The 12,037-nt window shown below is 39.8% G+C and carries 13 protein-coding genes; 6 read left to right on the plus strand and 7 right to left on the minus strand.

Annotated elements, in window-relative coordinates; genetic code table 11:
• Window positions 1-335 precede the first annotated feature (335 nt).
• Complete coding sequence (locus ABIB30_RS12740) at window positions 336-1,187, minus strand: DUF2911 domain-containing protein (RefSeq protein ID WP_354302557.1); 852 nt, start codon at window positions 1,185-1,187, stop codon at window positions 336-338.
• Between the two features lie 113 nt (window positions 1,188-1,300).
• Here ABIB30_RS12740 and ABIB30_RS12745 point away from each other — a divergent pair, with 113 nt between their 5' ends.
• Window positions 1,301-1,915 (plus strand): DUF4142 domain-containing protein, encoded by a 615-nt coding sequence (locus tag ABIB30_RS12745; protein WP_354302559.1) that lies wholly within the window; start codon window positions 1,301-1,303, stop codon window positions 1,913-1,915.
• An 85-nt stretch (window positions 1,916-2,000) separates the two neighbouring features.
• Here the strand turns inward: ABIB30_RS12745 and ABIB30_RS12750 are convergent, their stop codons facing one another.
• Window positions 2,001-3,809 carry a hypothetical protein gene (locus ABIB30_RS12750; RefSeq protein ID WP_354302561.1) on the minus strand — a complete coding sequence of 603 codons (1,809 nt, stop codon included), beginning with the start codon at window positions 3,807-3,809 and terminating at the stop codon, window positions 2,001-2,003.
• A gap of 165 nt (window positions 3,810-3,974) precedes the next feature.
• On the opposite strand from ABIB30_RS12750, the gene ABIB30_RS12755 reads away from it, so the two are divergent.
• From ABIB30_RS12755 to hemN, 5 genes are all read left to right on the plus strand, one after another.
• A complete protein-coding gene (locus ABIB30_RS12755; protein WP_068402742.1) occupies window positions 3,975-4,301 on the plus strand; it encodes a hypothetical protein in 327 nt (108 codons plus the stop codon).
• Window positions 4,302-4,347: 46 nt separating this feature from the next.
• Complete coding sequence (locus ABIB30_RS12760; protein ID WP_354302563.1) at window positions 4,348-5,532, plus strand: PAS domain-containing sensor histidine kinase; 1,185 nt, start codon at window positions 4,348-4,350, stop codon at window positions 5,530-5,532.
• Between the two features lie 16 nt (window positions 5,533-5,548).
• Window positions 5,549-6,613: a response regulator gene (locus tag ABIB30_RS12765; protein ID WP_354302564.1), complete on the plus strand. Its 1,065-nt coding sequence runs from the start codon at window positions 5,549-5,551 to the stop codon at window positions 6,611-6,613.
• An 83-nt stretch (window positions 6,614-6,696) separates the two neighbouring features.
• On the plus strand, window positions 6,697-7,155 hold the full coding sequence (locus ABIB30_RS12770; RefSeq protein ID WP_354302566.1) for a Rossmann-fold NAD(P)-binding domain-containing protein: 459 nt from the start codon (window positions 6,697-6,699) through the stop codon (window positions 7,153-7,155).
• Window positions 7,145-8,509 carry an oxygen-independent coproporphyrinogen III oxidase gene (gene hemN / locus ABIB30_RS12775; protein ID WP_502931088.1) on the plus strand — a complete coding sequence of 455 codons (1,365 nt, stop codon included), beginning with the start codon at window positions 7,145-7,147 and terminating at the stop codon, window positions 8,507-8,509. The genes ABIB30_RS12770 and hemN overlap by 11 nt, the downstream gene beginning before the upstream one ends.
• Before the next feature lie 16 nt (window positions 8,510-8,525).
• Here the strand turns inward: hemN and ABIB30_RS12780 are convergent, their stop codons facing one another.
• From ABIB30_RS12780 to ABIB30_RS12800, 5 genes are read right to left on the minus strand one after another with little or no spacing between them, the layout of a single operon-like run.
• A complete protein-coding gene (locus ABIB30_RS12780; protein WP_354302568.1) occupies window positions 8,526-9,203 on the minus strand; it encodes a sulfite exporter TauE/SafE family protein in 678 nt (225 codons plus the stop codon).
• On the minus strand, window positions 9,200-9,625 hold the full coding sequence (locus ABIB30_RS12785; RefSeq protein ID WP_354302570.1) for a FixH family protein: 426 nt from the start codon (window positions 9,623-9,625) through the stop codon (window positions 9,200-9,202). Before ABIB30_RS12785 ends, ABIB30_RS12780 begins: the two co-directional genes overlap by 4 nt.
• Window positions 9,626-9,628: 3 nt before the next feature.
• Window positions 9,629-11,026, minus strand: a complete 1,398-nt coding sequence (ccoG, locus tag ABIB30_RS12790; RefSeq protein WP_354302574.1) for a cytochrome c oxidase accessory protein CcoG — start codon at window positions 11,024-11,026, stop codon at window positions 9,629-9,631.
• Window positions 11,027-11,029: 3 nt separating this feature from the next.
• The gene (locus ABIB30_RS12795) at window positions 11,030-11,866 is read right to left on the minus strand and encodes a cbb3-type cytochrome c oxidase N-terminal domain-containing protein (RefSeq protein WP_354302576.1); all 837 of its coding nucleotides are present in this window, start codon (window positions 11,864-11,866) and stop codon (window positions 11,030-11,032) included.
• A complete protein-coding gene (locus ABIB30_RS12800) occupies window positions 11,850-12,029 on the minus strand; it encodes a hypothetical protein (RefSeq protein ID WP_068402726.1) in 180 nt (59 codons plus the stop codon). Before ABIB30_RS12800 ends, ABIB30_RS12795 begins: the two co-directional genes overlap by 17 nt.
• Window positions 12,030-12,037: the final 8 nt, after the last annotated feature.

Genomic DNA, 12,037 nt, shown 5'->3' on the forward strand with positions numbered 1-12,037 from the left:
GAACACAACTCAGACCTGAAGCAATTGGAATATCAATTGAATAATGAACAAGCTTCAGGTTTCTTTTGAAAAGGAGAGTAACGTTTTTTCATAGATATAGATTTAGTAGTTAATGGGGCTGAAATTGGTTTAACCTGACATTATTTTTCAATTGTGTAATGTTAAGTATGGTCTAATACTTTTAAAATTAGAAATAAATAATTAATTGATTATCTGATATTTCTGTTCAGTTTGTTCATTATAGTTAATGTAAAACTTCCAGGAATAAAGGCAAAAAAAAGAGGGTGTGCCTTAAACTAGTTAAGACACACCCTCTTTTTTTAAATTCGTAAAAACTATTTCTTCGCGTCAGCCAATAAAGCTGTGTTTAAACGTATGTATTCAGGGTTTTTAATTTCAGTAGCTATTTTAATACCAGCCGCTGCACTTTCCGCTGCACCTTTCTTATCGCCCATTTTAAGCTGAACACGGCCTTTCCATAATTTTACCCATGGACTTTTGCCAGCATCTGCTGCGTCTGCTGCATTCATCCATCCCATTGCTTTGTTCAGGTCTTTTCCATTTTCCAAATAGTAAATAGCTGACTGGAAGTATGGTTTCTTATCACCTTTCATCGCTTCGTCAATACTAGCCATCACTTTTGCATCAATATCTGTGGTCATATTGATCGGTACTACAACGTTATCCCAAGTTAATTGCAGCACTGCTTTTGTTGGCATTACATCAGTAAATCCGATGGTAAATGTTTCCGCTTTATCTTTTGCAGTACCTGGTTTAACTTTGAACCTTAAAAAATCTTCTGATTCTTTGTAATCATAAGCACCCCATTGTTTGGTGGTCTTGTTTAGAATTATTGTCCATTCAGTTTTGCCTGGAATAGTAAATAAAGCGTAGTCACCCGCAGGTACTGCCTGACCTTCTAAAGTCACGTTATCAGTAAATGTAATTGTTGTTGCACTGTTTGCACCAGTACGCCAAACTGATCCATAAGGTTCAAGTTCTCCGAATACTTTACGTCCTTTAGTATTTGGGCGGGAATATTTAACAGTTATTTTTCCAAGGCCGAAATCCTGTATTAAAGTCTGGCCAGAGCTTGGTTGGGGGATACTGATTCCCTGGGCTTTCAAGTCTGCATTTAAGCTGATAGCCAGTGCAACCAAAAGCGTTGTTTTGAGTATTGTGTTCATTAGAATAAGTTTTGTTTATGCGAAATTACAGTTATGTTTTGATTTATAATAGAAACCTTTTCCACCCATAACTGTTAATTGGTGTAAACAAAACTTATTTTAATAACACGATTATGAAACAATTAAGTTTATTTGGCTTGTTAGTTATTGGTGCCTGCTCTATTCAGGCCTGTACAAGTCCGGAGAACCGTGGCACTAAAGGCGATTCTACCGCCATGGATTCCAGCAAATCAGATAGTTCTAAAATGGGCTCAAAAATGAGCGGTACCACACCATCTGATCCAACCAATCAATCCAAAGTTGCCGGCGATGAAGCAACCTTTATGGAAAAAGCTGCTCTTGGTGGAATGATGGAAGTTGATTTAGGCAAGATCGCTCAGAAATCTACTAACCCGGATGTGAAAGCTTTTGCAGAAGAAATGGTTAAAGACCATTCTAAAGCAAATGCAGAACTTAAAGCGATAGCAGAGAAAGAGAAAATTATTTTGCCTTCAGCATTTCCTGCAGACGATAAAGCACATATGGATATGATGAAAACCATGACTGGTTCGGCCTTTGATCATCACTATATTGATATGATGGTGACCGATCATGATAAAACCATTACCTTATTTAAAGGAGCTTCGGCATCCACCTCAAAAGAAGTTAGTGAATTTGCTAAAAAGATGCTGCCAATTATTACCGGCCATTATGAAAAAGCAAAAGCTATTCAGGCGAAGCTGAAATAATAATTCTGTTTGGATCTCTGCTTTCGCAGGATTAAAACCGGAAATTAAAAGGGCATTTTGTAATTCAACAAAATGCCCTTCCTTCTTAGCCCTGAACTTTAACGGGGTCAAGTACCTGTGTAATTAATCTTAACTTTTCTTCTGCCTTTTGTAATTGCTGATGCAATTCTTGCGTGGCTATATCTGTCTGAAGTTTTAATTCTGGAATCAGCTCTCTGTAATAATCAATACCTTTGAGTAATTCTGCTCTGAACTTCTCAAAATACTTAGTCTTTTTCGCATTCAGATCATGCAGTTGCGCAGTCAGATCTTTCTTCAGATAATCGACATATAAATGCAATTCATTGACAAATAAATTCGGTCGGTTGAATTTAAAAGTGATGGCCTCTCTTCCGTAAATATGACTGATCATTTCTTTTAGTGTATACTGTTTAGAAAAATAAGCGAGATTGGGGCCCGGGCAAATACTTACTGCTTTATTTTCCCTTGGTTTTAACAGGTCATTTTTCAGGTAAGCGGAAGCACATAATCCTTCACACAAACATATTTTCTCTGTAATCGCTTCAAATTTCTCTGCAAAAATTGCAGGATCTGGTTCTGTTACTTCTAACTGTTTAATCTTCAGTCGCTGATATTCTCTGGAAGCAGTACAGATAGGCAGTTCAGTAAACTCTGTATTGGTAGACAGGAACTTTTTAGTACAAGGACTGCCTGGTCTCCCTTTTTCTATCCGTTGTAAACGCTGCTCTTCAATTGTACTGTTTTTGAAATTATTGAATAATACCCCCAGAGGTGAAGAGTTGCTAACGTAGAAATCATCCTGCTGTGCATTCGCCAGAGCTTCCAAAGTCTGCGCATCCACATTAGTCGCTTCCGGAACCAGCAGAAATGGACTTCCCCATCCTGTCGCATCCAACTGATAATAATTAAGCAGGAATTCATTTTCTCCTGCTGTACCAATTCCTCCCTGAGCAGTAAATTTAAGTACCGGGGTTTCTTCCAGTGAAATCCCTTTATTTAATAAGGCAGCCTGATAAATACCCGATAATTCTTCGCGCAATTCATTCCGCTTTTGTTTAAATTCTTCTAATATTGGCCCGAGCAATAAACCTTCGGTCGCAAAAGCATGACCTCCGCAATTCAAACCAGATTCCACTCTGAATTCTGTTACCCATAATCCTTTTTTGGCCAGCATTTTCGCTTGTATAAGCGCTGACCTGAAATCACTAACCTTCAGGATGATCTTCTTTCTAATCCTGCCGTTTGCATCCGGATAAAAATCAATGCAATTCTCCATATAAGTATATAGTCTTGGATTCAGCCCGGCCGAAATCACCACAGCAGATGATAAAGTACTGTTTCCAAAACCACGCATCGCTGCCAGCGCATCTGTATAATCGTTGCCCAGATTTTCCTGGTTAGCTGTGTAATTAGCTTTGTCCACCTTCGACATGATATTCACATCAATATTTCCGGCTTTCATTTGCTGACGCAAGTTGTCTTGTAGACTTGCTTTTACTATACCTTCTTCCAATTGAAGCATTTCCAGGTATTGACTCTTCAATGCAGAGTTTTCCGGAAGAAGTTCAAAATAAGTATGTATAGCTGCGCCTTCATTAAAAGGTTCAGCTTTTAAAGCCTCAAATTGCTGCTCAACCAATTTGCCAATCAAATTAAGGTAGGCTGTAACCCGTCTTGCACGCCCATCTTCTTCTTCTTTTTTGATCAGGACATAATCAAGTTTATTTGCCTGGGAATGAAACTTTCTCATTCGCTCTGTCAATTCATCATCAACGATAGAAAGGACTGAAGAAATACCATATTTAGCTACTTTTAAAGGAGTATCAATGGAGTAACCCAATCCCAAAACGGGTATATGAAAAGTGTGGTTCATGCAATTCTATTTTATCTGTAGGACGGCAAAATAGGGGAGAAATCCGGGGATAAAATATGACATGGATCATTATTTTTTATGATTTATAAGGGTACCCGGCATGACAGAAGTCATAGATAGATCCGGCAGATGCACAGATCTTTGTAGTAAGAAAAACAACATATTATGGCAACTTTAACCTTAAACACCGCCCCATCCATCAGTCTATGGTCTAAATATTTAAACTTTGCTGATAGTCAGAAACCTAATCACTTAGGCTGGTTTTTAGTCTCTATTGTTTTACACGCTACGATCCTTGTTCCATTAACTTTTGTACTGGTCTATTCTTTAGGTGGCTATGTAATTCCATGTTTAGCAGTGAGTATGCTGATCTTCTTTGCCAACATTGTGGCAAATATGAGCAGTGCTAGTACCAGAGTAACGATAGGTGTATTTTACCTGAGCCTTTTGATCCATGCAGCAATCCTTTTAATTACGGTAGCAGGTCTCTAGCTTTAAATAATCTCTTAATAGATTTCTATATTTGTAAAAATCGATTATGGAAAAAGCAAGGTTATTAGAGGCGATTATTGAAACAGCCATTGATGGAATTATTACCATTGATGAAAGAGGGAAAATAGAAAGCCTTAACCCTGCGGCACTTCGGCTTTTTGGCTATACCATTGAGGAAGTAATCGGACAAAATATTTCTAAACTCATGCCTGAACCAGACAAAGGCAGGCATGATGGCTATCTGGCCAATTATCATGATACTGGTGAGAAACATATTATTGGTAAAGGGAGAGAGGTTAAAGGATTGAGGAAAGATGGTACTACTTTTCCTTTCAGGCTTGCTGTAAGCGAAGTACAATATGAAAGCCGTAAAATATATACTGGGTTCATTCATGATCTGTCCAAAGAAAAAGAAGCAGAAGAACGCTTACAGGACTATGCGGCCGAACTGGAAAACCTGGTAGAGGAGCGGACTAAATCATTAAAAAAAACAGTAACCGCTTTAAGAGAAGCAAAAGAGGAAGTAAGTTTGTCGCTTGAAAAGGAAAAAGAGCTGAACCAGATGAAAAGCAGGTTTGTCTCTATGGCATCCCACGAATTCCGTACCCCGTTAAGTTCGGTACAACTTTCTGCTTCTCTCATTGAAAAATACGCACAACCATTTCAGAATGCAAATATTGAGAAACACGTACATAAAATAAAGAATGCGGTCGGTAACCTGACTACTATCCTTAACGATTTCCTGTCTCTGGAGAGACTGGAAGCCGGCAGGGTAGAACCTGCATTTCAACCTTTTGATCTGGTTAAATTATCAGAAGAAATTACCGAAGAAATGCAGATGATTGCCAAGCAGGATCAGAACATTATTTATCAGCATACAGGGCTGGAAAGTATGGTCTTACTCGACCAGAACCTGCTGAAAAATTGCATGATCAACCTGATCAATAATGCAATCAAATACTCGGGGGAAAATACTTTTATCGAGTTTAACACTGAAATCAATGCACATCAGTGTTTGGTTACCCTGAAAGACAACGGTATTGGTATTCCCGATACCGATCAAAGACATTTATTCCAGCCATTTTTCAGAGCGCATAATACAGGGAATATTCCAGGTACAGGCTTAGGCCTTAATATTGTACTCCGGTATGTGGGCTTAATGAATGGTGAGGTACAATTTGAAAGTAAAATTAACGAAGGAACTAAATTCACCCTATCTTTCAACAAATAGGCAGAATTCAAGTAGGATGGAAAATAAGAAACAAAGGATATTAATTATTGAAGACAATGACGATATCAGAGAAAGCACAGCGGAAATACTAGAACTGGCCGATTACGAGGTTTTCCAGGCAGACAACGGGAAAACAGGTGTTGAAATGGCGCATAGTCATTTGCCAGACTTGATTCTTTGCGATATTATGATGCCTGAACTGGACGGCTACGGCGTACTTTATCTCTTGAATAAAAGTCCGGAAACTGCTGCCACTCCCTTTATCTTCTTAACCGCAAAAGCCGAAAGAATGGACATGCGTAAAGGAATGGAGATGGGCGCAGATGATTATCTGGTGAAACCTTTCGACGATGTTGAACTGCTGAATGCGATAGAAAGCAGGTTTAGCAAGAGGGAAAAACAAGAACTTTTTTATAGCAAGTCAATTGATAAATTGAATACACTGGTTTCTTCCAGCCAGGGCGTGAAAGAGCTTGACAAACTCATGCAGGACCGTAAAGTCCGTACCATTAAAAAGAAACAGATCATTTATTACGAAGGAGATAGTGTTTCAGGAATTTACCTGGTCTTAAGTGGAAAGGTAAAAACCATTAAACTTACTGAAGACGGCAGAGAACTTTTGACAGGAATGTATGGAGCTGATGAATATTTTGGTATCCCTGCCTTACTCTTGAATGAACCTTATGCCGAAACTGCAGAGGCTTTAGAAGATACAACGGTATGCCAGCTTCCAAAAGAGATGCTCGAAGAATTACTGAACCGTTACCCTGATGTGGGCAGACAGTTTATCCACATCCTTTCGAATAACCTGCTTGATAAAGAAGAACAGTTGCTACAATTAGCTTACCATTCTGTCCGTAAAAGGATGGCAGAGGTGTTATTGCGCCTGTGTAAACTCGAAAAACAGGAAGGGCAGATTAACCTTAAGATCTCCAGAGATAATCTCGCAGCAATGGCAGGAATGGCTACCGAAACGGTGAGCCGTATTTTAAGCGATTTCAAAGATGAAGGCATTATAGAAAGAAAAGGCAGTCAAATCGGAATCCTCGATCAGACGAAACTTCAGCAAATGAAAAACTGATCCAGATCATATTTATGGCTGACTAGCCTCATTCTCTCTGATGTGTTTTCGGGTTAATTTTGCTCATTAACAAATCGATCCGAATGAGAGTAGTAGCCTATAGTATAAAATCTTTTGAAAAAGAGCCACTGGCAATAGCCAACCACAAGAAACACGATATTACGTTAATATCTAATTCGCTAAGCCCAGATACAGTTAGCTATGCGGCAGGAAAAGAAGCTGTGATTGTCTTTACAGATGATGTGGTTTCTGAAGCTGTGATCAATAGCCTTGCTGATCTGGGCGTGAAGTATATCGCAACCCGGTCTACCTCTACCCAGCATATTAACCAGGAAACGGCTGCGTTGCGCAATATTAAAATTGCAAATGTTCCGGCAGTTTCTTTAATGGCAGATACCAATGATGAGCTATCGCTTGCTTTAGCCAGAGAGACTATCTTAAACCTTGATAAATGGCAGCAGAACCGTTGTTTAGGCTCTGCTTGTGTTTGTTCAAAAGCCTGTGATCAGGTTCACCCTAAAACACCTGATCATGAGCATTAAAACACTGATTGCGAAATACCATGTTGCAGCGCCCCGTTATACCAGTTACCCTACAGTTCCTTATTGGGATACCGAAGGATTTGATCAGGAAAAATGGGCTTATGCAGTTCGCAAATCATTTACCCATAGCAATCAACAGGACGGAATCAGCGTATATATCCATCTGCCTTTTTGCGAAAGTCTTTGTACCTATTGCGGATGTAATACCCGTATTACACGCAACCACAAAGTGGAACATCCTTATATCGAAACTGTCTTGAAAGAGTGGAAATTATATCAGAAACTTTTCGATAGTAAACCTGTGATCAGAGAGCTGCATTTGGGAGGGGGGACACCTACATTTTTCAGTCCCGAAAATCTGAAGTTGCTGATAGATGGAATTCTGAGTGTGGCGGTTATCCATGAAGATGCGGAGTTCAGCTTTGAAGCGCATCCTGGCAATACAACCCAGGCGCATTTAGATACACTGTATCAATTAGGTTTTGGACGTCTGAGCTTAGGTATTCAGGATTTTGATCCTAAAGTACAGCTTGCAATTAACAGAATACAAAGCGTCGGAGAAGTCTCTTTAGTCACGCAGCAGGCCAGAGAAGCAGGTTATCATTCTATCAACTACGATTTGATTTACGGCCTTCCTTTGCAGAATATTGAGGGCTTATCTGCTACTATTTCTTCTGTATTGACCTTGCGTCCAGACAGGATAGCTTTTTATAGTTATGCACATGTACCTTGGGTGAGACCGGGACAGCGCAGGTATACAGAATTGGATCTTCCTTCTGCTGCATTAAAGCAGGAATTATATGAATTGGGGCGCGAAATGCTAAAAGCAGGAGGGTATGTGGAGATTGGAATGGATCACTTTACCCTTGTCACCGATAGCCTGTACCAGGCTGAAAAAGAAGGTAAGTTACATCGTAATTTTATGGGCTATACCCATCAATATAGTAAGCTGATGATCGGATTAGGCGTCTCTTCTATCAGTGATAGCTGGACTGCTTTTGCGCAGAATGTAAAAAAGGTAGAAGATTATATGAGCTTGGTTAATGAAGGGGAAATACCTGTTTTTAAAGGCCATATCCTGGATCAGGAAGATTTGGTGATTAGAAGACATATCTTAAACCTGATGTGTAAAGGGGAGACCTCATGGGCTAAACGTGAGGAACAAAGTGAAGGTTTCAGCAAAGGCCTGGAAAGGATGACTTTAATTGCAGATGATGGTCTGGTGATGATCAGAGGTACCGAGTTAAAAGTAACCGTATTAGGTAAAAGGTTCTTAAGGAATATCTGTATGGCACTGGATTCAAGACTTTATGCCAATCAGCCTCAGACCCAGTTATTTAGTATGGCCGGATAAGATAATCAAATCCGGATCAGTTACATATAGCAGTTCCGGCTCCGGCCGGACTCAAATATGGAATATTCAATTCCATTCCCCGAAGGATAAACCAGACCCCCAGCATTACCATTAAGTAAGGAATCATTTGATTCAGCTTTCTTCTGAAAATCGCAGAAGTAAAACCAGCACTTATTCCAGCGATAAACATCAGAGGGACTGTCCCCATTCCATACCAGAACATATATTCAACAGCTGTATTTACACCTCCGGTATTCAATGCCCCGGTTAAAGCCAGGTAAACTAAACCACAAGGCAGAAAACCGTTTACGATCCCAATAATCAGGTGATTCGCTTTATGCTTTAATGCGTAACCAAATAACTGGTTAAAGGGTTGCAGCAACTTCCCATTCATCCTTCCGGCAGAGAAGTTAAATAGTCTTGAAGCTGCGGCAATCAAAATCAGTATACCGCTTAAAATACTGATATATTGCTGCGCACCTGCCAGCCAGATTTGACGGCCAACGAGACCGATCACAGCACCTAAAATGCAATAGGAGATTATTCTGCCCCCCTGATAACTTAACTTATCCAGTATCAGGAATCCCCAGCCTTTTTTTAAGGTGGGGACTGCAAAAGCCAGCGGGCCGCACATCCCTAAACAATGCACACTGCCCATCAAACCTATCAGAAATGCTAAATACTGATCACTCATTTGATATTAATTTCCTGTTCGATAAGATATTTTTTAGACTGACTTTCCCATTCCACGATTAAGCGCCAGGATCCTTTCGGTAAATGCTGGGCAGGAATCAATAGCTGTCTGTTTTGATCTGTTTCAAAAGTCATCGCTCTGTCCAGTCTTTTATCCGAAGTACGCATCAGGCGTAAATTCCCTTTGGCCTGTTCTTTAAAAACAAGGCTGATTGTCTCTTTGCTTACCACTATTTCTGGCTTTGCATGATCAATATTTACCTGTTCTTTCAGGTTATAGACTTTGTCATAATTGATCCCTTTCTCATAATAATCATTGTCTACCAGTGCATCAGTTTTACTGTTAAACATAATGACAACCAGTACGATAATAAAACTCATGAAAGTGCCCATGCCGAGCAGTACTTTTATTCCCCAATTCATAGCTTAATCATTAGCAGGTGCAATAAATGTGGTCTTGAACTGTCCGGCAACTTTATGTTCAGACATCAGTTTAAAACCTATAGCTGTTTTATATTTCTGAATAGATTTTTGCGGAAGGATCACAAAAAAAGTCAGCTTGATCGTTTCCCCGGGTTTCACTATGTTCTCTTTCTGGATATACTGTAATTTAGCTTCCTTGTTATCGGGAACAATCTCAAATTTTATTGGATGAGTTGTTTTATTCATCAACTCTGAATTGTACAGATTGCTGACGGTTTTGTCTTTATCCCGAAGCTGATATAATGTTCCGCTTGCTCTGAGTATCGTTGTTTCCACATCACTGCGGCTGATCAGCAAATAAGCCAGTACGGCCATTAGCATAAACAGTACTCCGGCATAACCATAAATCCTTTTATTCAGGTGAAAAGGTTTTTTTGTCGCAATTTCATCTTCAGATTTAAAACCTATTAAACGCAGTGGACGGTCAATTTTCTCCATCACCATATCACAAGCATCAATACAAGCGGTACAATTCACACATTCCATCTGGGTACCATTCCTGATATCTATGCCCGTAGGACAAACTTGTACACATAACTTACAATCGATGCAATCTCCCTCTGGCTGTTCCACCTCTTTAACTCTTTTTCCACGAGGCTCACCACGTTGGTAATCATAAGCGACAATGATACTTTGATTGTCTAATAGTACCCCTTGTAAACGTCCATAAGGACAAGCTACCGTACAGACCAATTCTCGCATTCTTGAAAACACCAGATAAAATGCCATGGTAAATACACAAATCGCTATAAACCCCGACACATGCATGGAGACTGGTTCGGTCATTATTTTCCACAACACTTCTGTGCTGATCAGATAAGAAAGAAAGATATTGGCAATTAGAAAAGAGATAGCCAGGAACACACCATGTTTAGTCGTTTTCTTCCAAAATTTATCAATGTTCAACGGGCCTTCGTCCAGCTTCCTTTGTTTCAAATGATCACCTTCTATCCAGTTTTCAATTTTCCGGAAAACCATTTCCAGAAAGATAGTTTGTGGGCAGGCCCATCCGCAGAAGACCCTGCCAAAAACTACCGTAAACAACACCACACCTATGATAAATATCAGTAAAGCCAGTACAAAAAGATAAAAATCCTGTGGCCAGAAAATTATTCCAAAGAAGACAAACTTCCTTTCCAGCACATTCAGTAAAATCAGCTGTTCTCCATTTAATTTTAGAAATGGAGCAGAAAACAGCACAGCCAGGAAAAAATAACTGACCGCGGCGCGGTACTGATAAACCTTTCCTTTGATGATTTTAGGATAGATCCACTTTCTCTTTTTCCCGTCATCGGTAATCGTACCGGGCTGATCTCTGAAATGTGCAGGACTTTGTGACATAGCTTATTCTTTGTTACCTTGTGGGGCTTTCGCTCCCGCAGGTTTTGTTCCCTGGAGTGACAAAACGTAATTCGTTAAGTCAGATATCTGTTGCGCACTGAGTGATTTCTCCCAGGCAATCATTCCTTTTTCAGGAACACCATACTTGATCGTTTTGAAAACATCTTTTGCTTTTCCACCATGTAACCAATATTCATCAGTCAGGTTAGGGCCTACCAGACCTTCTGCATGTTCTCCATGGCAAGGCGTACAACGGTTGGCAAAGAGAGATGCGCCGTTTTTAATGACGGCTTCATCCTTACTTTGTTCCATATTGTTTTCATTGACCGCGTTCTTTGCATTTGCCGGATTGGCCAGGAAAGCAACTTTCGACTCCGCTGCCTGCTCTATTTCTGCGATATATTCTTCTTCTTGCGATTTACCGAAACCCAATACATCATAAGTCAGTAAATAACCAATTGCAAAAATAATCGTACCATAAAACAGGATCATAAACCAGGCAGGAGTCGGATTATTCAATTCGGCGATCCCGTCGAACTTATGTTCCATAACCAGGTTTTTCTCTTCTTCCATCGGTTTCAGCTGCATCAGCTTAGTCCAGATAGAAGGCTTTTTATCCTTGATTACCTGTAATGCTTCTTGTTCAAGCCTTCTTTTTTCTTTTTCTTCTGGTGTTGCAAAAGGAGTCGGATTGACAGATTCCTTCACATAAAACTTAATCACCTTTAGCATTAATATGGCTACGCAAAGGATCATAACCGCAGTGATGAGCATTAAACCGATCACAATATCAGCCGATGTACTTCCAGTAGACCAGTTGCTGTTAATTACCTCTTTCATCCTGATCGTCTTTTATAGGGAGTTCGCTCATATATTTTATATCGTCTTTTTTCATGGTCAGCAATAACACGCCGACCAGTAAGAAAAATAGCATGAAGATGCCGAGTGAGCTGAGCAGATACCCTTGGTTTCCATCAACCTTATCTAAAAATTGCTTAAACATGTTTTGCT

The sequence above is a fragment of the Pedobacter sp. UYP1 genome (assembly GCF_040547305.1).
Lineage (GTDB): Bacteria > Bacteroidota > Bacteroidia > Sphingobacteriales > Sphingobacteriaceae > Pedobacter.